The organism is Paeniclostridium hominis (genome assembly GCF_014306135.1).
In the GTDB taxonomy this organism is placed as follows: Bacteria; Bacillota; Clostridia; order Peptostreptococcales; family Peptostreptococcaceae; genus Paraclostridium; species Paraclostridium hominis.
This window is the reverse complement of the sequence record NZ_JACRWD010000009.1, coordinates 20206-45545: the sequence shown is the minus strand read 5'-3', so window position 1 is coordinate 45545 and position 25340 is coordinate 20206. Positions and strand designations below refer to the sequence as shown.

Genomic DNA, 25340 nt, shown 5'->3' with positions numbered 1-25340 from the left:
ATATAATCCACTAAATTATTAACATTTTTAATAAAATGTGGATATATATACTATTTAATTTTATATAAAAATCAAATTATCCACAGGAAAAAATTAAAATAAATTATAGTATTTAAAAATATAATTGTGCAAAATTATATTATAAATATGGGATAAATTTGGTATTATAATAAATAGAACAAAACTTAGGAGGTAAGATTATGAGTGTTAGAGTAAGATTTGCTCCAAGTCCTACTGGATTTGTACATATAGGTAGTTTAAGAACGGCTTTATATAACTACTTATTTGCAAAGAGAATGGGTGGAGAATACATATTAAGAGTTGAAGATACTGATAGAACAAGACTTGTTGATGGTGCAATAGAAAACATGTTAGAAGCTATGGCATGGGCTGGTGTTAACCATACAGAAGGTGTTATATTAGACGAGAATAAAGAAGTAACTCAAGTTGGAGAATATGGACCATATATACAATCAGAAAGATTAGATATATACAAAGATTATATACAACAATTACTAGATAGTGGAAAAGCATACTATTGCTTCTGTTCAAAAGAAAGATTAGATGAAGTAAGAGAAAAGCAAAAAGAAGCTGGAGAAACTCCAAAATATGATGGTCATTGTAGAAACTTATCAAAAGAAGAGGTTGAAGCTAAATTAGCTGCTGGTGAAGAATATGTAATAAGATTAAAATTACCAGAAAATCATGTGATAAAGTTCACTGATTTAGTAAGAGGAGAAACTGAATTTAATACTGATGAGTTAGATGATCAAGTATTAATAAAAACAGATGGGTTCCCTACATATCACTTTGCAGTTGTAGTGGACGACCATATGATGAAAATAACACACGTTATAAGAGGAGAAGAATGGATATCATCAACTCCAAAGCATGTATACTTATATGAAGCATTTGGATGGGAAGCTCCTACTTTTGTACACCTTCCAAACATACTTAATAAGGAAAAGAAAAAATTAAGTAAAAGACATGGAGATGTTGCAGTAGAAGACTTCAAGAAAAAAGGATACTTACCAGAAGGTCTAGTTAACTATGTTGCACTAGTTGGATGGTCACCAGAAGATAACCAAGAGTTATTCACAATGAAAGAATTAGAAGAGCATTTCTCAGTTGAAAGAGTGTCTAAGAGTGGTGGAGTATTTGATACAGATAAATTAAACTGGGTTAACCAACACTATATAAAAGAAGCTTCAGATGAGTATATAACAGATTTAGCTATACCATTTTTAATAGAAGCTGGATATATAACAGAAGAAGATGTTACAAATAGATATGATTTTGTAAAAGGTATGGTTTCTGTTGTTAAAGAAAAATTACAATATGTAAAAGAAATAACAGATCATGTTAATATATTCTTTGGTGATGAAGTTAAATTGGAAACTGAAGAGTGTGCTGAATTCTTAAAATTAGAGCATATACCAACTTTAATAAATGCTTTAGAAGAAAAAATAACTGCTGCAGATGAAATAAGTGAAGAGTTCTTTAAGGCTATGTTCAAAGAAATACAAAAAGAGCATGGAATAAAAGGTAAAAACTTATTCATGGGAACAAGAGTTATATTAACAGGACAAATGCATGGTCCAGATTTACCAAAGGCAGCTGCTGTTATAGGTAAAGAAACTTGTTTAAATAGAATAAAATATGTAAAAGAAAACTTATTATAATTATAAAAACCCGTCTTAATAAAAGATGGGTTTTATTTATGTAAGTTTTTGAAGAAAGATTATACATACAAAAATAGAGGGATTTTATATATATAAACTTAATATATGTTAAATAGTTATATTTTAAATGTATATTTTTAGGAGGATTGTATGAGTATAGATATTAAAGATATAAAGGGGGAGTTAAGTCAACTTTGTGAAGACTATATAAATATACTTAATAAGATGAAAGATGATAAAATTATCAATAAAGATTTGTATCAAAAATGTGTATTAAATAAAATGAATTTTTTAGAAATAACTAAAAAACTATAAAATATAAATAGTTTCTTTAGGAATACAAGCGGGTATAATAGTAGTACTATTAATTAAAGAGAATATAAATTATAATAGATTATAATAGTTAGATTTAGAATATAAATAAAATAGTGAGGTGAATAGTATGAAGTTATACAATACGTTAACTAGAACAAAAGAAGAATTTGTTCCAATAGAAGAAGGAAAGGTAAAGATGTATGTTTGTGGACCTACAGTTTATAACTTTTTCCACATAGGAAATGCTAGACCATTTATAATATTTGATACATTTAGAAGATACTTAGAGTATAGAGGATATGATGTAACATATATTCAAAACTTTACAGATGTTGATGATAAAATAATAAAAAGAAGTAATGAAGAAGGAATAACTCCTGAACAAGTTGCTAATAAGTACATAGATGAATATTTCAAGGATGCAGATGGTTTAGGGATAAAAAGAGCTACAGTACATCCAAGAGTTACAGAAAATATAAATGAAATAATAGAGTTCATAAAAGAGTTAGAAGAAAAAGGATATGCTTATGAAGTAAATGGAGAAGTATATTTTGATACTCAAAAATTTGAAGGGTATGGAAAACTTTCTAAGCAAAATCAAGAAGATTTAGAAGCTGGAGCAAGAATAGAAGTAAACTCTCAAAAAAGACATCCAATGGATTTCGTTTTATGGAAACCAAGAAAAGAAGGAGAGCCAGGATGGGAAAGTCCATGGAGTGTAGGTAGACCAGGTTGGCATATTGAATGTTCAGTAATGTCTAAGAGATATTTAGGAGATACTATAGATATACATGCTGGAGGACAAGATTTAGCATTCCCACATCATGAAAATGAAATAGCTCAAAGTGAAGCAAGAAGTGGAAAAACATTCTCTAATTACTGGATACATAATGGATATATAAATATAAATAATGAAAAAATGAGTAAGTCTAAAGGCAATTTCTTTACAGTAAGAGATATTGCTGACAAATATGATTTAGAAGTAGTAAGATTCTTTATGCTATCTGCTCATTATAGAAATCCAGTAAACTTTAGCGATGAAATGTTATCACAAGCAAAAGCAGGTCTTGAAAGATTATATAATACTAAAGAAAAATTAGAATTTACTTTAAGTAATTTAAAAGATGAGAATATAAAAGAAAATGAAAAAGCTTTAGTTAAAGAATTAGATTCATATAGAGATAAATTTATAGATGCTATGGATGACGATATAAATACAGCAGATGCTATAAGTGCTATATTTGAATTAGCGAGATTTATAAATTCAAATGTAAGTGAAGAATCATCAATTGAATTTGCTAAAAAATGCTTATCAGAGTTTGAAGAATTAACTAATGTATTAAACATAGTTAATAAAAAACAAGATGAAGTTTTAGATGCAGATATAGAAAAATTAATACAAGATAGAACTGATGCAAAGAAAAATAAAAACTTTGCTTTAGCAGATGAAATAAGAAATAAATTATTAGATATGGGTATTGTTTTAGAAGATACTAGACAAGGAACTAAATGGAAAAGGGTGTAATAATGGAAAATATAAACTTAGCTACAGTATCACCATTAGTACTTGCTTATTTAGGAGATACTGTATATGAATCATATATAAGAGAGTATCTTATAAATAAGAATGTAAATAAAAAAGTTAATGATTTACATAAGACAGCAATAAAGTATGTTAAAGCTAAGGCACAAGCTAATGTAATTCTTACGATAGAAGATTCCTTAACAGAAGAAGAACATAGGATATATAAAAGAGGTCGTAACCAAAAATCTCATACTACACCTAAAAATGCAGATATTATAGATTATAAAAATGCTACAGGATTTGAGGCTTTAATAGGGTACCTTCATATGAAGAAAGACTATGATAGACTTAAGGAAGTAATTCAAAAGGCAATTGAAATAACAGAAGAGAGTATGTAATTAAAAGGAGCTATCTCTAAGTGAGGATAGCTCCTTTTTATTGCCAAACAATTCTATTTATTTGATACACTACATTTTTAGACAAAATAAGGTATAATAATATAATAAACTATTAAGGAGGTATACTTATGAAAGTTAAAGTAATAGCACATACACCAGACCCAGAAAAGGTGATATCAATGGCTGCAAAGCTATGCTACTCATCAGTAGGAGTAGATGAAATAGAACAAAATTTAACAGACGAGAGTGTAGAGAAGTTTTTAAATATGTTAATAAATATAGGACATGAATCTCCATTAGAACATGTTACATTTACATTTGCTGTAGAGGGGATATCAAGAAGTTGCTCTCATCAAATTGTTAGACATCGTATAGCAAGCTTTTCACAGCAAAGTCAAAGATATGTTAAACTTAATCAATTTGAATATATAGTTCCTCCTGAAATAGAACAAATAGAGGAAGCAAAAGCATTATTTATAGATGCTATGAATAAAGATCAAGAAGCTTATGATAAGTTAGTAGATATCTTATTTGAGAAACATTATAATAATTTAGTAAAATGTGGGAAAAATGAGAAAGAAGCTAAAAGAAATGCAGAGAAAAAAGCAATAGAAGATGCAAGATATGTATTCCCTAATGCATGTGAGACGAAAATGGTATTTACTATGAATACTAGAAGTTTATATAACTTCTTTAACCATAGATGTTGTGAAAGAGCTCAATGGGAAATAAGAGATTTATCTGTAGAAATGCTAAGACAGGTGAGAGAAATAGCACCTATATTATTTAAGAATATAGGACCTAAGTGCATAAAAGGACCTTGTCCAGAAGGAAAAATGACGTGTGGAAACATTACACAAGTAAGAGAAAAGTTTAATAATTTATAGGCGGTGAAGAGTTTGGCAAATATAGAAGGAAGAAATCCAGTTATAGAAGCTATAAAAAATGACAGAGAGATAGATAAGATAATGATAGCTAATGGAGCAAAGGAAGGCTCTATAAAAAAGATTATAGCTATGGCGAAAGAAAAAAATATTGTAATTCAATATGTAGACAGAAATAAATTAGATGAAATAAGTACAAGCCATTCACATCAAGGTGTAATAGCTAATGTAAGTGAATACAAATACTATGAATTAGATGAGTTAATTCATAGCGTAAAAGATAAAGGTGAAGACCCATTTTTTATAATATTAGATGAAATAACAGATCCTCACAATTTAGGATCAATAATAAGAACTGCTGATGCTGTAGGAGCACATGGTGTTATAATACCAAAGAGAAGATCTGTACACATAACTCCAACAGTTGCTAAAGCATCTGCTGGTGCAGTTGAATATGTTCCTGTATGCAAAGTAACTAATATTGTAAATACAATAAAAACATTAAAAGAGCATGGATTATGGATTGCAGCAGCGGATATGGATGGACAAACATTTTATGAACAAAACTTAACAGGACCAATAGGATTAGTAATAGGAAGTGAAGGTTTTGGTATATCAAGACTAGTTAAAAAGAACTGTGATTTTACAGTTAAGATGCCTATGGTAGGAAATGTTACATCTTTAAATGCATCAGTAGCAGGAAGCATTCTTTTATATGAAATATTCAAACAAAGAATGGGTTCTAAATAGGTAATGATAAGAAAAATTAACCATTATCTAATAATTGATGGATATAATATTATAAATGCATGGGGAGACTTAAAGAAAATTTCAGTAGATGACTTAGATGGAGCAAGAGAAAAGTTAATTGATATCATAATAGAATATGCTGAGTTTTCGGGACAAAAAGCTATAGTAGTTTTTGATGCATATAATGTTAAAAACTCTATGGAAAAAGTTGAGAAAAGAAAATATATAACTGTGGTTTACACAAAAGAACACCAAACGGCAGATAGCTATATTGAAAAATTTATAACATCTTTATCTAAGTATGATATTGTGAAAGTAGCAACAAATGATTATGCAGAACAACAAATAGTATTAGGAAAAGGTGCTAGCAGAGTATCTGCTAGAGAGCTTAAGTTGGATATTGAAGAAGCTAAAACTAAGATTAAAAGTAAACAAGTAAACTCAGAACGAAAAATACAGAGAAATTGGTTAGAAGATAGGTTAGATAAAGAAACTTTGTCGAAACTTGAGAACATTCGTAGAAACCGTTGAAAATACTAAGTTTTATAAATTATAATATACCTATTAAGTTAAGTAATGGGGGGAGTAAAATGTTAGTAGCTAAAGAAAATGGTTTTGAATTTGTAAATAATTCTCAACAAGATGAATATGAGATAGTATTAAAAGCTAATAAAGGGGATACACTAGCATTAGAGTATATAATTACCAAATATAAAAACTTTGTTAAATCAAAAGCAAAGTCATATTTTTTAGTTGGTGCAGATAAGGAAGATATAATTCAAGAAGGTATGATAGGTCTTTATAAGGCAATAAGGGATTTTGACGGAAGTAAGACAAACTCATTTAAGTGTTTTGCAGAGATATGTATAACTAGACAGATTATAACGGCAATAAAAACTGCAACAAGACAAAAGCACATACCTCTTAATTCATATGTATCTTTAAATAAGCCTATATATGATGAAGAATCAGAAAGAACATTATTAGATATAATAGCGACAAGTATAATAACTGATCCAGAAGAGTTAATAATAAGCAAAGAAGAGCTTAAAAATATAGAATCAAAGATGAATGAAATTTTAAGTAAATTAGAATTAGAAGTTTTAGAACTATACTTAAATGGCAAGTCTTATCAGTATATAGCTGATAGATTAGATAGAGATGTTAAATCAATTGATAATGCACTTCAAAGAGTGAAGAGAAAATTGGAAAAATATCTTGAAAACAGAAATAATTAATAGTAAAATACTTAGCATAAGCTTAATGTAAGCATTAACAAATATAAAAATAAGGGAGGAATTCAAAATGGCTAAAGCTAAATTTGAAAGAAATAAGCCACACGTTAATATAGGAACAATAGGTCACGTTGACCACGGTAAAACTACATTAACTGCAGCTATAACAAAAACATTATACGATAGATATCAATTAGGAGAAGCAGTAGATTTCGCTAACATAGATAAAGCTCCAGAAGAAAGAGAAAGAGGAATCACAATATCAACTGCACACGTTGAATACGAAACTCCAAACAGACACTACGCTCACGTTGACTGCCCAGGACACGCTGACTACGTTAAGAACATGATAACAGGTGCTGCTCAAATGGACGGTGCTATATTAGTATGTTCAGCAACAGATGGACCAATGCCTCAAACAAGAGAGCATATATTATTATCAAGACAAGTTGGTGTACCATACATAGTAGTATTCTTAAACAAATGTGATATGGTAGACGACGAAGAATTATTAGAGTTAGTTGAAATGGAAGTTAGAGACTTATTAAACGAGTACGAATTCCCAGGAGATGACACTCCAATAGTAAGAGGATCTGCTTTAATGGCATTACAAGATTCTTCTTCAGAGTGGGGAGACAGAATAGTTGAATTATTCGAGCAAATAGACGAATATATACCAGCTCCAGAGAGAGATGTAGATAAAGACTTCTTAATGCCAGTAGAAGACGTATTCTCTATAACAGGAAGAGGAACAGTTGCTACAGGTAGAGTTGAAAGAGGAGTATTAAAAGTACAAGACGAAGTTGAGTTAGTTGGATTAGCTGACGAGCCAAGAAAGTTAGTAGTAACAGGAGTAGAAATGTTTAGAAAGTTATTAGACCAAGCACAAGCTGGAGATAACATAGGAGCATTAATAAGAGGTATACAAAGAAATGAAATAGAAAGAGGACAAGTTTTAGCTAAGCCAGGAACTGTTAAGCCTCACACTAAGTTCAATGCAGAAGTATACGTATTAAAGAAAGAAGAAGGTGGAAGACATACTCCATTCTTCGATGGATATAGACCACAATTCTACTTCAGAACAACTGACGTAACAGGAGCTTGTAAGTTACCAGAAGGAACTGAAATGGTTATGCCTGGAGATAACATCCAAATGACTATAGAGTTAATAAACTCAATAGCAATAGAAGAAGGATTAAGATTCGCAATAAGAGAAGGTGGAAGAACAGTAGCATCAGGTGTTGTTGCTTCTATAATAGAGTAATTCTCTTATTCCTAATATAAATTTTAAAACTAAAAAAAAGAGGGGGATAACCTCCTCTTTTTTTAACTTGAAATCAACAAAAACATTGACATGCCTACTAATTTGTGATAATTTATATGAGGTGATGATTCAAAAATGAGATATTGAACCTATTATACAGAGTAGGCAATAAAGTTAACAATATATATATTGTATTTACGAGTTGGAGGTGTAGCAGATGAGAGTTAAAGTAACTTTAGCATGTACAGAGTGTAAGCAAAGAAACTACAACACTACTAAAAACAAAAAGAATAACCCAGATAGAATAGAACTACAAAAATACTGTAGATTCTGCAAGAAGCATACTGCTCATAAAGAAACAAAATAGTTTTATTAAGGATGTGAGTGTGGAATGGCTGCCCAATTAAATGAAAGTCCAAGAACTAAAAAAAAGTTTAGTTTTTTTAGATATGTTAAAGAAACTAAGCAAGAATTAAAAAGAGTTACGTGGCCAACAAAGAAAGAGCTTTTAAAAAACACAGGAGTTGTTTTAACTGTTGTTGTTTCGGCTACTATCTTAGTATGGGCTTTAGATAGTGTATTATCTGGTGCACTAAATCTAATACTAAAATAGAAAGGAAGAATCAGAATGTCGGAATTACAAGAGGCTAGATGGTATGTAGTACATACGTATTCAGGTCATGAAAATAAAGTTAAAGCAACAATTGAAAAAGCTGTTAAAACAAGAGGTATGGAAGATTGCATAACTCAAGTAGTTGTCCCTACTGAAGATGTAGTTGAAACTACAAAAACTGGGAAAGAAAAAACTAGACAACGTAAGGTATTTCCAGGGTACGTGCTAGTGAAAATGGTTATTACTGATGAATCTTGGTATGTCGTAAGAAATACTAAAGGGGTTACTGGGTTTGTAGGACCAGGTTCTAAGCCAGTTCCTTTAAGTGAAGAAGAAGTAATAGCTATGGGCATAGATACAGCTGTTCCTAAATTAGTAAGCGGAGACATAAATTTTGAAATTGGCGAAGTAATAAAAGTTGCTAATGGTCCTTTTGAAGGTCAAATAGGAACTATAGAAGAAATAGACCTGGAAACAAAAGAAGTAAAAGTGTGTATAGATGCTTTTGGTAAAAAAACTCTATTTGCAATAGACTACAAAGGCATAGAAAAATATAACTAGAGAATAAATAATCTGAGGAGGTGCGCTCAATGGCTAAAAAAGTTATAGGTCAAATAAAATTACAAATACCTGCAGGTAAAGCTACACCAGCTCCACCAGTTGGGCCAGCATTAGGACAACACGGGGTTAATATAATGGGATTCACTAAGGAATTCAATGCTAAGACTGCAGATCAAGCTGGAATGATAATACCAGTTGTTATAACTGTATATCAAGATAGATCTTTCAGCTTCATAACAAAAACTCCTCCAGCTGCAGTATTATTAAAGAAAGCTGCTGGATTAGATACTGCTTCAGGAGAACCAAACAAGAAGAAGGTTGCAACTTTATCTTCAGCTAAGATAAGAGAAATAGCTGAGTTAAAAATGCCTGACTTAAACGCTGCTTCTGTAGAATCTGCTATGAGAATGATAGCTGGTACTGCTAGAAGTATGGGTATCGTTGTTGAAGACTAATTAATATTAAATTAGTTATCTTCGCTTGAAAAAGTGGGAGGTAAAAAACCAATATAACCACAAGGAGGACATGAAAATGGCTAAAAAAGGTAAAAAGTACGTAGAAGCTTTAAATAAAATAGATAGAACTAGATTATATGATGCTTCAGAAGCTTTAGCTTTAGTTGCAGAAGTTGCTAGTGCTAAGTTTGATGAGACTGTAGAAGCTCATATAAAATTAGGTGTTGACTCAAGACACGCTGACCAACAAGTAAGAGGTGCGGTTGTATTACCACACGGAACTGGTAAAACTAAGAGAGTTTTAGTTTTTGCTAAAGGTGCAAAAGCTGAAGAAGCTACAAATGCTGGTGCTGACTTTGTAGGTGCTGAAGAATTAGTACAAAAAATACAAGGTGAAAACTGGTTTGAATTTGATGTAGTTGTTGCTACTCCAGATATGATGGGTGTAGTTGGTAGATTAGGTAGAGTATTAGGACCTAAAGGTTTAATGCCAAACCCTAAATCAGGAACAGTTACTTTCGACGTAGCTAAGGCTATAGAAGAAATAAAAGCTGGTAAAGTTGAATATAGATTAGACAAAACTAACATAATACACGTTCCAGTTGGAAAAGTATCTTTCGGTGGAGAAAAGTTAACTGAAAACTTTGCTGCATTAATGGATGCTATAGTTAAAGCTAAGCCAGCTGCTGCTAAAGGACAATACTTAAAGAGCGTAGCTGTTACTTCAACTATGGGACCAGGAGTTAAAGTTAACCCTGCTAAAATAGCTGAATAATAAAAAGCTTGACATGTGTAAATAACGATGTTAAAATAATATTCGTTAATAAATAAAAAAGAATAGATTTGCCGTAGACAGTAGGGGCTTTAAGCTTAATATCCTACCGAGGTTTTAGATAAATTTTGATACTAAAGCTTTTGTATGTCTATAAGGATTGCAAAAGCTTTTGATATTTACGGCAGATGAACCTATCGGATGAAGGAGGTGCTGACTAGATGAGAAAAGCTATAGAAGTAAAATCACAAGTGGTTGCTGAAATAGTTGAGAAGTTACAAAACTCTTCTTCTGCTATAGTTGTTGATTACAAAGGATTAACAGTTGAAGAAGTAACTGAATTAAGAAAGAAAATGAGAGAAGCTGGTGTTGAATACAAAGTATACAAAAACACTTTAGTTAGAAAAGCAGCTAAAGAAGTTGGTATAGAACAATTCAACGATGAATTATTAGTAGGAACAAATGCGATAGCATTCGGATACGAAGATCCAGTTGCTCCAGCTAGAATAATAAAAGAGTTTATGGATTCTCATCCTAATATGGATTTAAAAATGGGTGTTGTTGAAGGAGAATTCTACGGTAAAGAAGATATCGTTGCATTCGCTAACATACCATCAAGAGAAGTACTTCTTGCAAAATTACTTGGAAGCTTAAAAGCTCCAATGTCAAACTTCGCATACTTATTAGATGCAATGATCAAAAAACAAGAAGGACAAGAAGCTTAATAATAGCTTAAACGTAAGAAAAAAGATTAATTAACAATTATTAATTGAAAAGAATATAATTCGGAGGTGCTAACAATGACAATAGAACAAATATTAGAAGCTATAGAAAATATGAAAGTTTTAGAATTAAATGAATTAGTTAAAGCTGCAGAAGAGAAATTCGGAGTATCTGCTTCAGCTCCAGTTATGATGGCTGGTGCAGTTGCTGGTGGAGCTGCTGAAGAAAAAACTGAGTTTGATGTAGTATTAGCAAACGCTGGTTCTTCAAAAGTTGGAGTTATAAAAGCAGTTAGAGAAATAACTGGATTAGGATTAAAAGAAGCTAAAGAATTAGTTGACAACGCTCCTAAGACATTAAAAGAAGGAGTTTCTAAAGAAGAAGCTGACCAAATGAAAGAAAAATTAGAAGCTGCTGGAGCTTCAGTAGAAGTTAAGTAGTTTTCTTTTAAAGAAGATGTCCTTTGGACATCTTTTTTTTTTCTAAATTACAAAAAATAACTGTATATTTTAGAAAAATAAGAATTAGAGACTTAATTTTTGAACATAATAAATAATGCATATTTTGTGTCGAACAAAAAAACATAATATTATACATATACATAAAAGTTATATATTGAAATAAGCTTTCAATTATGTTAAAATTATTAGATGCGTTAGAATAAACTATGGTTTTATTTTTAATTATTGAGAGGTGAAAAGTGAATGCCACATCCTGTCACGATAGGTAAGAGAACTAGAATGAGCTACTCAAAAATAAAAGAGATAGCTGATGTACCAAATCTTATAGAAATACAATGTGATTCCTATGAGTGGTTTTTAAAAGAAGGTTTAAAAGAAGTGTTTGAAGACATTTCACCTATAGAAGATTATACAGGTAATCTTATATTAGAATTTGTTGATTATTCTTTAGATGAGAAACCAAAGTATGACATAGAAGAATGTAAAGAAAGAGATGCTACATATTGTGCACCTCTAAAAGTTAAAGTAAGACTTATAAATAAAGAAACAGGTGAAATAAAAGAGCAAGAAGTATTTATGGGTGATTTCCCTTTAATGACAGAAAAGGGAACTTTCATAATAAATGGAGCAGAAAGAGTTATAGTAAGTCAGTTAGTTAGATCTCCTGGTGTTTACTATGCTCAAGAAATGGATAAGTCAGGTAAAAGACTTATATCATCTACTGTTATACCGAACAGAGGTGCATGGTTAGAATACGAAACAGATTCTAATGATGTAATATCTGTAAGGGTTGATAGAACTAGAAAACAACCTGTGACAGTCTTATTAAGAGCATTTGGAATAGGTTCAGATGCAGAAATAATAGAGTTATTAGGCGAAGATGAAAGACTAATGGCTACATTAGAAAAAGATAACACTAAAACAGTTGAAGAAGGTCTTATAGAAATATACAAAAAATTAAGACCAGGTGAACCACCAACAGTTGAAAGTGCATCATCATTATTAAATGCATTATTCTTTGATGCTAAGAGATATGATTTAGCTAAAGTTGGTAGATACAAGTTTAATAAAAAACTTGCATTATGCTACAGAATAATGAATAAAATATCAGCTAATGATATTATAAATCCAGAAACTGGAGAAGTTTTTGTTAAAGCTGAAGAAAAGATATCTTTAGATGTAGCAATAGCTATACAAAACTCAGGAATAAATGTTGTTGAGTTATTAACTGAAGATGAAAAAGTTGTTAAAGTTATAGGAAATAACTTTGTAGATATAAAATCACATATAAGCTTTGATATAGATGACTTAAAGATAAAAGAAAAAGTTCACTATCCAACATTAAAAGAAATTTTAGATGAGTATAGTGATGAAGAAGAAATAAAAGAAGCTATAAAATCAAGAATGAAAGAGCTTATACCAAAGCACATATTACTAGATGACATAATAGCTTCAATAAGCTACCAATTCAATATATTCTATGGAATAGGTAGTATAGATGATATAGATCATTTAGGAAACAGAAGAATAAGATCAGTTGGTGAATTATTACAAAACCAAGTTAGAATAGGTCTTTCAAGAATGGAAAGAGTTATAAAAGAAAGAATGACTGTTCAAGACATGGAAGCTATAACTCCACAAGCATTAGTAAACATAAGACCTGTGTCAGCTGCTATAAAAGAGTTCTTTGGTAGTTCACAGTTATCACAATTCATGGATCAAACAAACCCACTATCAGAGTTAACTCACAAAAGAAGATTATCAGCACTTGGACCAGGAGGTCTTTCAAGAGAAAGAGCTGGATTCGAAGTTCGTGACGTTCACCATTCTCACTACGGAAGAATGTGTCCGATAGAGACTCCAGAGGGACCAAACATCGGTCTTATAAACTCTTTAGGAACTTATGCTAAGATAAATGAATTTGGATTTATAGAGTCTCCTTATAGAAAAGTTGACAAAGAAAACAAGAGAGTTACAGATGAAATTCATTACTTAACTGCTGACGAAGAAGACTTATTTATAAGAGCTCAAGCTAACGAGCCTTTAGATGAGAATGATGCATTCGTAAACAACAGAGTTGTATGTAGAACTGTAAATGGTGCAATGGAATTAGTTCCAACTGACAAAGTTGATTACATGGATATATCTCCTAAGCAAGTTGTATCTATAGCAACAGCTATGATACCATTCTTAGAGAATGATGACGCCAACCGTGCGCTTATGGGATCAAACATGCAACGTCAAGCAGTGCCACTAGTAAGAAGAGAAGCACCTATCATAGGGACAGGTGTTGAATATAGAGCAGCTAAAGACTCTGGAGTAGTTGTAGTAGCTAAAAATTCTGGTATAGCTGAAAGAGTAACTGCAGATGAAATAATAATAAAAAGAGAAGATGGAAACAAAGATAGATACAAGCTTCTTAAGTTTAAGCGTTCTAACCAAGGTACTTGTATAAATCAAACACCTATAATAAATAAAGGTGATAAGATTGAAGCTGGAGATGTTATAGCTGATGGACCATCTACTGAAATGGGAGAAGTAGCATTAGGAAGAAACTGCTTTATCGCATTCATGACATGGGAAGGATATAACTACGAGGATGCTATATTAATAAACGAAAGACTTGTTAAAGAAGATAGATTATCTACAATTCATATAGAAGAATATGAATGTGAAGCAAGAGATACTAAACTAGGACCAGAGGAAATAACTAGAGATATACCTAATGTTGGAGAAAGTGCTACTAAGAACTTAGACGAAAGAGGTATAATCAGAATAGGTGCTGAAGTTGATTCTGGAGACATATTAGTAGGTAAAGTAACTCCTAAGGGAGAAACTGAACTTACAGCAGAAGAAAGATTACTTCGTGCAATATTCGGAGAAAAAGCTAGAGAAGTTAGAGATACTTCATTAAAAGTTCCTCATGGAGAATCTGGTATAATAGTTGACGTAAAAGTATTCACTAGAGAAAATGGTGATGATTTATCTCCAGGAGTTAATGAATTAGTTAGATGTTATATAGCTAAGAAGAGAAAGATAAGAGTCGGAGATAAAATGGCCGGACGTCATGGTAACAAAGGGGTTATATCAAGAGTATTACCAGAAGAAGATATGCCATTCATGGAAAACGGACAACCACTTGATATAGTACTTAACCCACAAGGTATACCATCACGTATGAACATCGGACAGGTTCTTGAAGTTCACTTAGGACTTGCAGCTAAAACTCTAGGATGGCATGTTGCAACATCTGTATTTGATGGAGCGAAAGAAGAAAACATCAGAGAAGCTTTAGTTAAAGCAGGATACCCAGAAGATGGTAAATTAACTTTATATGATGGTAGAACTGGAGAAGTATTTGACAATAGAATTACAGTAGGATACATGTACATGTTAAAACTACATCACTTAGTTGATGATAAGTTACATGCAAGAAGTACAGGACCATACTCTTTAGTAACTCAACAACCTCTTGGTGGTAAAGCACAATTTGGTGGTCAGAGATTCGGAGAGATGGAGGTTTGGGCACTAGAAGCATACGGTGCTGCACACATACTTCAAGAAATACTTACTGTTAAGTCTGACGACGTTGTAGGACGTGTTAGAACTTACGAAGCTATAGTTAAAGGTGAGAATATACCTGAACCAGGTATACCAGAATCATTTAAGGTTCTAATAAAAGAACTTCAAAGTTTATGCTTAGATGTAAAAGTATTAACAGAAGAAGATCAAGAAATAGAAGTTAGAGAATCAATAGACATCGACGAAGATGCTAAAGAGTTCGAATTAGATGTTATGGAAAACATAAATGAACTTGAAGAAAATAGCATAGTAGAAGAAATAGATGACTTTGAATCAAATGAAGAAGATATAGAAGAATTAGATTTTGAAGAAGACGTAGTTTATGAAGAATTAAACTATGAAGATGAAGACTTTGATATATAGTTTCTTATTTTAAGTAAATCTCAAATAGAAGGGAGAGAACTCCTTGTTTGAACTAAACAATTTCGAGTCAATAAAAATAGCATTGGCTTCTCCGGAAAAAATAAGACAATGGTCTAGAGGAGAAGTAAAAAAGCCAGAAACAATAAACTACCGTACACTTAAGCCAGAAAAAGATGGTCTTTTCTGTGAAAGAATATTTGGACCTCAAAAGGACTGGGAGTGTCACTGTGGTAAGTACAGAAGAGTAAGATACAAAGGTGTTGTTTGTGATAGATGTGGAGTAGAAGTAACTAAGGCAAAGGTAAGAAGAGAAAGAATGGGACATATAGAGCTAGCAGCTCCTATGTCTCATATCTGGTACTTCAAAGGTATACCAAGTAGAATGGGACTTTTACTTGATATGTCTCCTAGATCATTAGAAAAAATACTATATTTTGCATCTTATGTAGTAACTAATCCAGGAGAAACTGGATTAAACGAAAAACAATTATTAACAGAAAAAGAATACAGAACTGCTGTAGAAAAGTATGGATACAATACTTTCGAAGTAGGTATGGGTGCTGAAGCTGTTAAGAAACTTTTACAAAATATAGACTTAGAGCAACAAAGTAAAGAATTAAGAGCTGACTTAAAAGACAGTACAGGTCAAAAAAGAGTTAGAACTATAAGAAGATTAGAAGTTGTAGAAGCATTTAAGAAATCTGGAAATAAGCCAGAATGGATGATATTAGATGCAATTCCAGTTATACCACCTGACTTAAGACCAATGGTTCAATTAGATGGAGGAAGATTTGCTACATCTGACTTAAATGACTTATACAGAAGAGTTATAAATAGAAATAACAGATTAAAGAGATTATTAGAGCTTGGAGCTCCTGATATAATAGTAAGAAACGAAAAAAGAATGCTTCAAGAGGCTGTAGATGCTTTAATCGACAATGGTAGAAGAGGTAGACCAGTAACTGGACCTGGTAATAGACCATTAAAATCATTATCAGATATGCTTAAAGGTAAGCAAGGACGTTTCCGTCAAAACTTACTTGGTAAGCGTGTTGACTACTCAGGACGTTCAGTTATAGTTGTTGGACCAGAACTTAAATTCTATCAATGTGGTCTTCCAAAGAAAATGGCTCTTGAATTATTCAAACCATTTGTTATGGATAGATTAGTTAAAGAAGGATATGCACACAACATAAAGAGTGCAAAATCTATAGTAGAGAAAGTTAAACCAGAAGTATGGGATGTATTAGAAGATGTTATAAAAGGACATCCAGTAATGCTTAACCGTGCTCCGACTCTACACAGACTAGGTATACAAGCATTTGAACCAGTTTTAGTTGAAGGTAAAGCTATAAAGCTACACCCTCTAGTATGTACAGCATACAACGCTGACTTCGACGGTGACCAAATGGCGGTACACGTACCATTATCTGTTGAAGCTCAAGCTGAAGCAAGATTCTTAATGTTATCTATAAATAACATACTTGCTCCTAAAGATGGTTCACCTATAACTACTCCTTCTCAGGATATGGTTTTAGGATGTTATTACCTAACTATAGAAGCTCAAGAAGGTGCTAAAGGTACTGGAATGATCTTCAAAGACTACAATGAAATGATGCTTGCTTATGACAATAAAGCAGTTACATTACATTCATTAGTTAAAGTAAGAAGAACTATTGAAGGTGTTGGAACTAAATTAGTTGAAGCTACTGTTGGTAGATTTATATTCAATGAAAATATCCCTCAAGACTTAGGATTTGTTGACAGAGAAAAAGATAAATTTGCACTTGAAGTAGACTTCTTAGCTGATAAAAAGTCTTTAGGTAAGATAATAGATAAATGCTTCAGAAAGCATGGAAATACAGTAACAGCTCAAATGTTAGACCATATAAAATCTTTAGGATTTAAATACTCTACAAGAGGTGGTATAACTGTTGCCGTTGCAGATATGAAAATACCAGAAGCTAAGAAAGGTTACTTAGCTGAGGCTGAAGCTAAAGTTGATAAGTATGAAAAGGCGTTTAGAAGAGGTCTTATATCTGATGAAGAAAGATATGAAAGAGTAATAGAAACTTGGACAGAAACTACTGAAAAAGTTACAGATGCTCTTATGGCTAATCTAGACAGATTAAATAATATATTCATAATGGCCCACTCTGGAGCCAGAGGTTCTAAGAACCAGATAAGACAGTTAGCAGGTATGCGTGGTCTGATGGCCAATGCATCTGGGCAAACAGTTGAAATCCCAGTTAAATCTAACTTCCGTGAAGGTTTATCAGTACTTGAATACTTCACATCTTCACACGGGGCTAGAAAGGGTCTTGCCGATACAGCTCTACGTACAGCTGACTCAGGATACTTAACAAGAAGACTTGTTGATGTCAGTCAAGATGTTATAGTTAGAGATATAGACTGTGGAACTACAGAAGATACAGAAATCTTTGCAATAAAAGATGGAAATGAAGTTATAGAAGAACTATACGATAGAATAGTAGGAAGATATACTTTAGAAGCTATAGTACATCCTACTACTGGTGAAGTAATAGTTGAAGCTGATGCAATGATACAAGAAGATCAAGCTGAAAAAATTATAGAAGCTGGAATCGAGATAGTTAAAATAAGAACAGTTCTTAACTGTAAAACTAACCATGGAGTATGTTCTAAGTGTTACGGTAGAAACTTAGCTACTGGTAAAGAAGTAAATATCGGAGAAGCTGTTGGTATAATAGCTGCTCAATCAATCGGTGAACCAGGTACACAGCTTACAATGCGTACTTTCCATACAGGTGGGGTTGCCGGAGGAGATATAACACAAGGTCTTCCAAGGGTTGAGGAATTATTTGAAGCTAGAAAACCAAAAGGTCTTGCTACTATAACTGAAATATCAGGTAGAATAGAAATAGATGAGACTGGTAAGAGAAAAGAAGTTACTGTAATTCCAGAACAAGGTGAATCACAAGTATATGCTATACCTTATGGTTCAAGATTAAGAGTTAAGAATGGACAATTTGTTGAAGCTGGAGAGGCTTTAACTCAAGGATCTATAAATCCTCATGATATAGTAAGAGTTAAAGGTATTGAAGGTGTTCAAGATTATGTTGTTAAAGAGGTTCAAAGAGTTTATAGAATGCAAGGGGTTGACATCAACGATAAGCATATAGAAGTAATTGTTAGACAAATGCTATCTAAAGTTAAAGTTGAAGATCCAGGTGATACAGATTTATTACCAGGAGGATATGAAGATGTTCTTACATTCAATCAAACTAATGAAGAAGCTGTAGCTCAAGGATTAAAGCCTGCATCAGCTACTAGAGTGTTACTTGGTATAACTAAGGCATCTCTTGCAACAGAATCATTCTTATCAGCTGCATCATTCCAAGAAACTACAAGAGTATTAACAGAAGCTGCTATAAAAGGAAAAGAAGATCACTTAATAGGTCTTAAAGAAAATGTTATAATAGGTAAGTTAATACCAGCAGGTACAGGAATGAAGAGATATAAAAATATAGCTGTTGAAAAGATAGAAGAGTAATTTTACTTTACTATATAAATTAAACATAACTTGACATAAAGCATCTCTGATGCTAAAATGTAAAGGTATGTAAAATAAAGATATCAAATATTACTAAGGGGTTAAAACCCTTAGTAATATTTAAAATATACTTTATTTTTACTTTAAAAAGCATAATAATATGCACCAAACTAAAAGTGCTAAAACCACAATTGTGTGTTATAGACATTTATTGCGATGTAGCTTAAGCTACATATGATATCAATATGTACGCATATTGATGTAGTTGGCGGTCATTTTTAAGATCGAAAATTTTGGAAGGAGGTGCAGATGATGCCAACAATTAACCAATTAGTTCGTAAGAAAAGAAAAGCGATAGAAAAAAAATCTACTGCTCCAGCATTACAAAAAGGATACGATTCTTTACACAAGAAATCAACTGATGCTAGTGCTCCACAAAAAAGAGGAGTTTGTACTTCAGTTAAAACATTTACTCCTAAGAAACCTAACTCAGCTTTAAGAAAAGTTGCCAGAGTTAGATTAACTAACGGTATAGAAGTTTCTGCTTATATACCAGGAGAAGGACACAACTTACAAGAGCATAGTGTTGTTCTTATAAGAGGAGGAAGAGTTAAAGACCTTCCAGGGGTTAGATACCACATATTAAGAGGTACATTAGATACAGCTGGTGTTGATAAGAGAATGCAAGCTAGATCTAAGTACGGTGCTAAGAGACCTAAAGCTGCAAAGAAATAAGCAATTAAAAATCAATTATAGTTCGGTGCTTTAAATATATATATATTTATGGCATCACGGCATTTTATTGAATGTCGAGTACCTATGATTTAAGATTAAATAATTAAGGAGGGAAGCAAAATGCCAAGAAAAGGTAATGTTCCAAAGAGAGAAGTTTTACCAGATCCAGTATACGGAAGTAAGGTAGTAACTAAGTTAATAAACAATTTAATGATAGATGGAAAAAAAGGAAAATCTCAAAAGATAGTATATGATGCTTTCGAGATGATCGCTGAAAAAACTGGAGAAAATGCTTTAGAAGTTTTCGAAACAGCTATGAACAACATAATGCCTGTTTTAGAAGTTAAAGCTAGAAGAGTTGGTGGAGCTAACTACCAAGTTCCAGTTGAAGTTAGACCTGAAAGAAGACAAACTTTAGGTTTAAGATGGTTAGTAAACTATACTAGAGCTCGTGGTGAAAAAGGTATGGTTGAAAAGCTAGCTAAAGAAATAATGGATGCTGCTAACAATACAGGAGCTTCTGTTAAGAAGAAAGAAGATACTCATAAAATGGCAGAGGCTAATAAAGCATTTGCTCACTACAGATTCTAATAATAGGATATATTTGATATCCTATTAAAAGGATATCGTAAGGAGGAGAATCATGTCTAGAAAGTTTCCTTTAGAAAGAACTAGAAATATAGGAATCATGGCTCATATAGATGCTGGGAAAACTACTACTACAGAAAGAATCCTATTCTATACAGGGCAAACTCATAAAATAGGAGAAACTCATGAAGGAGCTTCTCAAATGGACTGGATGGAGCAAGAGAAGGAGAGAGGTATAACAATAACTTCTGCTGCTACTACTGCTGCATGGAAAGACCATAGAATAAACATAATAGATACACCAGGACACGTCGACTTTACAGTTGAGGTTGAAAGATCTCTAAGAGTTCTTGACGGATCTGTTGCTGTATTCTGTGCTAAAGGTGGGGTTGAGCCTCAATCTGAGAACGTATGGAGACAAGCTGACAACTACGGTGTACCTAGAATAGCATTTGTAAATAAAATGGACATCATGGGTGCAGACTTCTACAATGTTGTAGAAATGATGAAAGAAAGATTAAATGCAAATGCAGTACCAATGCAATTACCAATAGGTAAAGAAGATTGGTTAGAAGGTGAAGTTGACTTATTAGAAATGAAAGCTCATATCTATAAAGACGACTTAGGAAAAGAAATAGAAATAACTGAAATACCTGAAGATATGAAAGAATTAGCTCAAGAGTGGAGAGAAAAAATGGTTGAAGCAGTAGCTGAAACTGATGAAGATCTAATGATGAAATATCTTGAAGGTGAAGAGCCAACTATAGAAGAATTAAAAGTTGCTATAAGAAAGGCTACAATAGCTTGTGAAATGAACCCAGTATTCTGTGGATCTGCTTACAGAAATAAAGGTGTTCAATTATTACTAGATGCTGTTATAGACTACTTACCAGCTCCAACTGATATACCAGCTATAAAAGGTATATTAGAAAACGGAGAGGAAGCTGAAAGACATTCATCTGATGAAGAGCCATTCTCAGCTTTAGCATTCAAAATAATGACTGACCCATTCGTTGGTAAGTTAGCATTCTTCAGAGTTTACTCAGGAATAATGCAAGGTGGATCTTATGTTCTTAACTCTACAAAAGGTAAGAGAGAGAGAATAGGTCGTATACTACAAATGCATGCTAACACAAGAGAAGAAATAACAGAAGTATATGCTGGAGATATAGCTGCAGCAGTAGGATTAAAAGATACTACTACTGGAGATACTTTATGTGATCCAGCTGCTCCGATAATACTTGAATCTATGGAATTCCCAGAGCCAGTTATATCTGTTGCTATAGAGCCTAAATCAAAAGCTGCTCAAGAAAAAATGGGTATAGCTCTTCAAAAATTAGCTGAAGAGGATCCAACTTTCAGAGTTAAGACTGATGAAGAAACAGGACAAACTATAATATCTGGTATGGGTGAATTACACTTAGAGATAATAGTAGATAGATTATTAAGAGAATTCAAAGTTGAAGCTAACGTTGGTGCTCCACAAGTTGCTTACAGAGAAACTATAACTCAACCAGTTGACGTTGAGTACAAGTACTCTAAGCAATCAGGTGGTAGAGGACAATACGGTCACGTTAAGATCAGAGTTACTCCTCAAGAGCCAGGTGCTGGTTACAAGTTTGAAAACAAAACTGTTGGTGGATCTGTACCAAAAGAGTACGTTGGACCAACTGATGCAGGTATACAAGGAGCTATGGCTTCAGGTATAGTTGCTGGATACCCAGTTGTTGACGTTGCTGTTGAGTTATACGATGGTTCTTACCATGAGGTTGACTCTTCAGAAATGGCATTCAAGATGGCAGGATCAATGGCTATGAAGGACGCTCTTAAGAAAGGTAATGCTGTATTACTTGAGCCATACTTCAAAGTTGAAGTTGTTACTCCAGAAGAATACATGGGAGACGTTATGGGTGGATTAAACTCTAAGAGAGGATTAATCCAAGGTATGGAAGCTAGATCTGGTGCACAAGTTATAAATGCATTCGTTCCACTTTCTGAAATGTTTGGATACTCTACAGAGTTAAGATCAACTACTCAAGGTCGTGCAACATACACTATGATATTCGACCACTATGAGCAAGTTCCAGCTTCAGTTGCTAAGAAAATAGCTGAAGGTAAATAATTAATTAATTTTAATTAATTTTGTATATAATAAATAAGTAAGACGAGGAATTCCTCGTCTTACACAAAATAAACCAATATTAAAGGGAGGAATTCAAAATGGCTAAAGCTAAATTTGAAAGAAATAAGCCACACGTTAATATAGGAACAATAGGTCACGTTGACCACGGTAAAACTACATTAACTGCAGCTATAACAAAAACATTATACGATAGATATCAATTAGGAGAAGCAGTAGATTTCGCTAACATAGATAAAGCTCCAGAAGAAAGAGAAAGAGGAATCACAATATCAACTGCACACGTTGAATACGAAACTCCAAACAGACACTACGCTCACGTTGACTGCCCAGGACACGCTGACTACGTTAAGAACATGATAACAGGTGCTGCTCAAATGGACGGTGCTATATTAGTATGTTCAGCAACAGATGGACCAATGCCTCAAACAAGAGAGCATATATTATTATCAAGACAAGTTGGTGTACCATACATAGTAGTATTCTTAAACAAATGTGATATGGTAGACGACGAAGAATTATTAGAGTTAGTTGAAATGGAAGTTAGAGACTTATTAAACGAGTACGAATTCCCAGGAGATGACACTCCAATAGTAAGAGGATCTGCTTTAATGGCATTACAAGATTCTTCTTCAGAGTGGGGAGACAGAATAGTTGAATTATTCGAGCAAATAGACGAATATATACCAGCTCCAGAGAGAGATGTAGATAAAGACTTCTTAATGCCAGTAGAAGACGTATTCTCTATAACAGGAAGAGGAACAGTTGCTACAGGTAGAGTTGAAAGAGGAGTATTAAAAGTACAAGACGAAGTTGAGTTAGTTGGATTAGCTGACGAGCCAAGAAAGTTAGTAGTAACAGGAGTAGAAATGTTTAGAAAGTTATTAGACCAAGCACAAGCTGGAGATAACATAGGAGCATTAATAAGAGGTATACAAAGAAATGAAATAGAAAGAGGACAAGTTTTAGCTAAGCCAGGAACTGTTAAGCCTCACACTAAGTTCAATGCAGAAGTATACGTATTAAAGAAAGAAGAAGGTGGAAGACATACTCCATTCTTCGATGGATATAGACCACAATTCTACTTCAGAACAACTGACGTAACAGGAGCTTGTAAGTTACCAGAAGGAACTGAAATGGTTATGCCTGGAGATAACATCCAAATGACTATAGAGTTAATAAACTCAATAGCAATAGAAGAAGGATTAAGATTCGCAATAAGAGAAGGTGGAAGAACAGTAGCATCAGGTGTTGTTGCTTCTATAATAGAGTAATCTCTTATTCTAATATAAATAAAGAGAAAGATGAAATTCATCTTTCTCTTTTTTATTTGTAAAAAGCTTATAGGAGATATTTATATAAAGAAAAATATTTAACTAAACATTGGAAGGATAAAACTTGTTGACAAAAGTACTTAAAAAAGATATACTAACCTAGTACCCGTTAAGATTCTCAACACAAGTTTTGTAGTAAGATTTACATACAAAAAATATTTTGTAAAATTATAAAAAAAACTTGAAAAACAGTAAAAAATAATATAAAATATAATAGTGTGCTTGAGAGATGCGAAATGTAAGAAAAAGTAAAGTAATATCCTAGAGATAGGCGACGAGATGCCGATTTGATAAAAACACAACACACCCGGAACTGTGTATCGGTATCAGTCGTGCGTAACTAAAAAAATTAAACGTACGATAAAGGAGGGAAACTAAAATGGCTAACAATGGAAAAATAAGAATAAGATTAAAGTCATATGATCACAAATTATTAGATTTTTCAGCTGGGAAAATAGTTGAAACTGCTAAAAAAGCTGGATCACAAGTTTCAGGACCTGTGCCACTACCAACTGAAAAGCAAGTTGTAACTATATTAAGAGCTGTACACAAGTATAAGGACTCTAGAGAGCAATTCGAAATAAGAACTCACAAGAGATTAATAGACATAGCAAACCCAACACCTAAGACAGTTGACTCATTAATGAAGTTAGACTTACCAGCTGGTGTTGATATAGAAATAAAGTTATAAGATAAGCCTCTAAGATACGATCCTATAAGGCAACTATCTTAGAATGATTATGATAAAACATAATCCGCTGTAAGATTATAGGAGGTGCGATATGAAAGGAATATTAGGTAAGAAGTTAGGAATGACTCAAATATTCACTGAAGCAGGGAATGTAGTACCTGTAACTGTTGTTGAAGCTGGACCAGTAGTGGTTACTCAAATAAAAACAACAGAAAAAGAAGGATACAATGCAGTTCAAGTAGGTTTTGTAGATGCTAAAGAGAAATCTTTAAACAAGCCTCAAAAAGGACATCTTGCTGCTGCTAACGTATTAAAGAAACACTTAAAAGAATTCAGAATGGATTCTGTTGAAGAGTTTTCAGTAGGACAAGAAATAAAAGCTGACATATTTGCAGCTGGAGAAGTAATAGATGTTACTGGAACAAGTAAAGGTAAGGGATTCCAAGGTCCTATAAAGAGACATGGACAATCTAGAGGTCCTGAATCTCACGGTTCTAGATACCACAGAAGACCAGGTTCAATGGGAGCATGTTCTTTCCCAGGTAGAGTTTTCAAAAACAAAAAACTAGCTGGTCACATGGGTAGCGTTACAGTAACTGTTCAAAACTTAGAAGTAGTTAGAGTAGATGCTGAAAAGAACCTTATATTAGTTAAAGGTGCTATACCAGGAGCTAAAGGTTCAATAGTAACTATAAAAGAAGCAGTAAAGGCTTCTAAATAATAACTAACCTAAGAAA

The 25340-nt window shown here is 32.8% G+C and carries 24 protein-coding genes and 1 other annotated feature; all 24 genes read left to right on the top strand.

Annotated features, from left to right (window positions below; genetic code table 11):
• Positions 1-200: 200 nt before the first annotated feature.
• Complete coding sequence (gltX, locus tag H8891_RS13835; RefSeq protein WP_187006842.1) at positions 201-1682, top strand: glutamate--tRNA ligase; 1482 nt, start codon at positions 201-203, stop codon at positions 1680-1682.
• A 150-nt stretch (positions 1683-1832) separates the two neighbouring features.
• Positions 1833-1997, top strand: coding sequence for a hypothetical protein (locus H8891_RS13830; RefSeq protein WP_187006841.1), 165 nt, complete (start codon positions 1833-1835; stop codon positions 1995-1997).
• A gap of 127 nt (positions 1998-2124) precedes the next feature.
• Entirely contained in the window at positions 2125-3522 is a 1398-nt protein-coding gene (gene cysS / locus H8891_RS13825; RefSeq protein ID WP_187006840.1) for a cysteine--tRNA ligase, read from the top strand.
• Positions 3507-3920 (top strand): ribonuclease III domain-containing protein, encoded by a 414-nt coding sequence (locus tag H8891_RS13820; RefSeq protein WP_187006839.1) that lies wholly within the window; start codon positions 3507-3509, stop codon positions 3918-3920. Before cysS ends, H8891_RS13820 begins: the two co-directional genes overlap by 16 nt.
• Positions 3921-4048: 128 nt before the next feature.
• The gene (thyX, locus tag H8891_RS13815) at positions 4049-4807 is read left to right on the top strand and encodes an FAD-dependent thymidylate synthase (protein ID WP_187006838.1); all 759 of its coding nucleotides are present in this window, start codon (positions 4049-4051) and stop codon (positions 4805-4807) included.
• Positions 4808-4819: 12 nt separating this feature from the next.
• The gene (gene rlmB / locus H8891_RS13810) at positions 4820-5554 is read left to right on the top strand and encodes a 23S rRNA (guanosine(2251)-2'-O)-methyltransferase RlmB (protein ID WP_187006837.1); all 735 of its coding nucleotides are present in this window, start codon (positions 4820-4822) and stop codon (positions 5552-5554) included.
• A gap of 3 nt (positions 5555-5557) precedes the next feature.
• On the top strand, positions 5558-6085 hold the full coding sequence (locus H8891_RS13805) for an NYN domain-containing protein (protein ID WP_187006836.1): 528 nt from the start codon (positions 5558-5560) through the stop codon (positions 6083-6085).
• 59 nt (positions 6086-6144) lie between these two features.
• Positions 6145-6792, top strand: coding sequence for an RNA polymerase sporulation sigma factor SigH (gene sigH, locus H8891_RS13800; protein ID WP_147548149.1), 648 nt, complete (start codon positions 6145-6147; stop codon positions 6790-6792).
• Between the two features lie 67 nt (positions 6793-6859).
• On the top strand, positions 6860-8053 hold the full coding sequence (gene tuf, locus H8891_RS13795; protein ID WP_147548012.1) for an elongation factor Tu: 1194 nt from the start codon (positions 6860-6862) through the stop codon (positions 8051-8053).
• A gap of 217 nt (positions 8054-8270) precedes the next feature.
• The gene (gene rpmG / locus H8891_RS13790) at positions 8271-8420 is read left to right on the top strand and encodes a 50S ribosomal protein L33 (RefSeq protein WP_021121979.1); all 150 of its coding nucleotides are present in this window, start codon (positions 8271-8273) and stop codon (positions 8418-8420) included.
• A 24-nt stretch (positions 8421-8444) separates the two neighbouring features.
• Complete coding sequence (gene secE, locus H8891_RS13785) at positions 8445-8666, top strand: preprotein translocase subunit SecE (RefSeq protein WP_147548020.1); 222 nt, start codon at positions 8445-8447, stop codon at positions 8664-8666.
• Between the two features lie 15 nt (positions 8667-8681).
• Positions 8682-9227, top strand: coding sequence for a transcription termination/antitermination protein NusG (gene nusG, locus H8891_RS13780; protein ID WP_147548019.1), 546 nt, complete (start codon positions 8682-8684; stop codon positions 9225-9227).
• A 29-nt stretch (positions 9228-9256) separates the two neighbouring features.
• Entirely contained in the window at positions 9257-9682 is a 426-nt protein-coding gene (gene rplK, locus H8891_RS13775) for a 50S ribosomal protein L11 (RefSeq protein WP_021121982.1), read from the top strand.
• A 76-nt stretch (positions 9683-9758) separates the two neighbouring features.
• Complete coding sequence (gene rplA, locus H8891_RS13770) at positions 9759-10457, top strand: 50S ribosomal protein L1 (protein ID WP_147548018.1); 699 nt, start codon at positions 9759-9761, stop codon at positions 10455-10457.
• A 53-nt stretch (positions 10458-10510) separates the two neighbouring features.
• Positions 10511-10639, top strand: a sequence feature (ribosomal protein L10 leader region).
• A gap of 36 nt (positions 10640-10675) precedes the next feature.
• Complete coding sequence (rplJ, locus tag H8891_RS13765) at positions 10676-11179, top strand: 50S ribosomal protein L10 (RefSeq protein ID WP_147548017.1); 504 nt, start codon at positions 10676-10678, stop codon at positions 11177-11179.
• Positions 11180-11254: 75 nt separating this feature from the next.
• Positions 11255-11617 (top strand): 50S ribosomal protein L7/L12, encoded by a 363-nt coding sequence (gene rplL, locus H8891_RS13760; protein ID WP_092921776.1) that lies wholly within the window; start codon positions 11255-11257, stop codon positions 11615-11617.
• 264 nt (positions 11618-11881) lie between these two features.
• A complete protein-coding gene (rpoB, locus tag H8891_RS13755) occupies positions 11882-15583 on the top strand; it encodes a DNA-directed RNA polymerase subunit beta (RefSeq protein WP_147548016.1) in 3702 nt (1233 codons plus the stop codon).
• Between the two features lie 43 nt (positions 15584-15626).
• Positions 15627-19115 carry a DNA-directed RNA polymerase subunit beta' gene (gene rpoC / locus H8891_RS13750; protein ID WP_147548015.1) on the top strand — a complete coding sequence of 1163 codons (3489 nt, stop codon included), beginning with the start codon at positions 15627-15629 and terminating at the stop codon, positions 19113-19115.
• Between the two features lie 312 nt (positions 19116-19427).
• Entirely contained in the window at positions 19428-19850 is a 423-nt protein-coding gene (gene rpsL / locus H8891_RS13745) for a 30S ribosomal protein S12 (RefSeq protein ID WP_147548022.1), read from the top strand.
• A 120-nt stretch (positions 19851-19970) separates the two neighbouring features.
• A complete protein-coding gene (gene rpsG, locus H8891_RS13740) occupies positions 19971-20441 on the top strand; it encodes a 30S ribosomal protein S7 (RefSeq protein WP_147548014.1) in 471 nt (156 codons plus the stop codon).
• Between the two features lie 52 nt (positions 20442-20493).
• Entirely contained in the window at positions 20494-22560 is a 2067-nt protein-coding gene (gene fusA, locus H8891_RS13735) for an elongation factor G (protein WP_147548013.1), read from the top strand.
• Between the two features lie 98 nt (positions 22561-22658).
• Positions 22659-23852 carry an elongation factor Tu gene (gene tuf / locus H8891_RS13730; protein ID WP_147548012.1) on the top strand — a complete coding sequence of 398 codons (1194 nt, stop codon included), beginning with the start codon at positions 22659-22661 and terminating at the stop codon, positions 23850-23852.
• 439 nt (positions 23853-24291) lie between these two features.
• The gene (rpsJ, locus tag H8891_RS13725; RefSeq protein WP_147548011.1) at positions 24292-24603 is read left to right on the top strand and encodes a 30S ribosomal protein S10; all 312 of its coding nucleotides are present in this window, start codon (positions 24292-24294) and stop codon (positions 24601-24603) included.
• A gap of 91 nt (positions 24604-24694) precedes the next feature.
• Positions 24695-25324, top strand: coding sequence for a 50S ribosomal protein L3 (gene rplC, locus H8891_RS13720; protein WP_147548010.1), 630 nt, complete (start codon positions 24695-24697; stop codon positions 25322-25324).
• Positions 25325-25340: the final 16 nt, after the last annotated feature.

Bases quoted from the DNA above. Each gene is read 5' to 3' on its own strand.
- H8891_RS13820 (WP_187006839.1), top strand. From the start codon at position 3,507: ATGGAAAAGGGTGTAATAATGGAAAATATAAACTTAGCTACAGTATCA.
- rpmG (WP_021121979.1), top strand. From the start codon at position 8,271: ATGAGAGTTAAAGTAACTTTAGCATGTACAGAGTGTAAGCAAAGAAAC.
- rpsJ (WP_147548011.1), top strand. From the start codon at position 24,292: ATGGCTAACAATGGAAAAATAAGAATAAGATTAAAGTCATATGATCAC.
- rplK (WP_021121982.1), top strand. From the start codon at position 9,257: ATGGCTAAAAAAGTTATAGGTCAAATAAAATTACAAATACCTGCAGGT.
- H8891_RS13830 (WP_187006841.1), top strand. From the start codon at position 1,833: ATGAGTATAGATATTAAAGATATAAAGGGGGAGTTAAGTCAACTTTGT.
- sigH (WP_147548149.1), top strand. From the start codon at position 6,145: ATGTTAGTAGCTAAAGAAAATGGTTTTGAATTTGTAAATAATTCTCAA.
- gltX (WP_187006842.1), top strand. From the start codon at position 201: ATGAGTGTTAGAGTAAGATTTGCTCCAAGTCCTACTGGATTTGTACAT.
- cysS (WP_187006840.1), top strand. From the start codon at position 2,125: ATGAAGTTATACAATACGTTAACTAGAACAAAAGAAGAATTTGTTCCA.
- rplJ (WP_147548017.1), top strand. From the start codon at position 10,676: ATGAGAAAAGCTATAGAAGTAAAATCACAAGTGGTTGCTGAAATAGTT.
- rpsG (WP_147548014.1), top strand. From the start codon at position 19,971: ATGCCAAGAAAAGGTAATGTTCCAAAGAGAGAAGTTTTACCAGATCCA.
- H8891_RS13805 (WP_187006836.1), top strand. From the start codon at position 5,558: ATGATAAGAAAAATTAACCATTATCTAATAATTGATGGATATAATATT.
- rplA (WP_147548018.1), top strand. From the start codon at position 9,759: ATGGCTAAAAAAGGTAAAAAGTACGTAGAAGCTTTAAATAAAATAGAT.
- tuf (WP_147548012.1), top strand. From the start codon at position 6,860: ATGGCTAAAGCTAAATTTGAAAGAAATAAGCCACACGTTAATATAGGA.
- rpsL (WP_147548022.1), top strand. From the start codon at position 19,428: ATGCCAACAATTAACCAATTAGTTCGTAAGAAAAGAAAAGCGATAGAA.
- rplL (WP_092921776.1), top strand. From the start codon at position 11,255: ATGACAATAGAACAAATATTAGAAGCTATAGAAAATATGAAAGTTTTA.
- thyX (WP_187006838.1), top strand. From the start codon at position 4,049: ATGAAAGTTAAAGTAATAGCACATACACCAGACCCAGAAAAGGTGATA.
- fusA (WP_147548013.1), top strand. From the start codon at position 20,494: ATGTCTAGAAAGTTTCCTTTAGAAAGAACTAGAAATATAGGAATCATG.
- rpoB (WP_147548016.1), top strand. From the start codon at position 11,882: ATGCCACATCCTGTCACGATAGGTAAGAGAACTAGAATGAGCTACTCA.
- rplC (WP_147548010.1), top strand. From the start codon at position 24,695: ATGAAAGGAATATTAGGTAAGAAGTTAGGAATGACTCAAATATTCACT.
- secE (WP_147548020.1), top strand. From the start codon at position 8,445: ATGGCTGCCCAATTAAATGAAAGTCCAAGAACTAAAAAAAAGTTTAGT.
- tuf (WP_147548012.1), top strand. From the start codon at position 22,659: ATGGCTAAAGCTAAATTTGAAAGAAATAAGCCACACGTTAATATAGGA.
- nusG (WP_147548019.1), top strand. From the start codon at position 8,682: ATGTCGGAATTACAAGAGGCTAGATGGTATGTAGTACATACGTATTCA.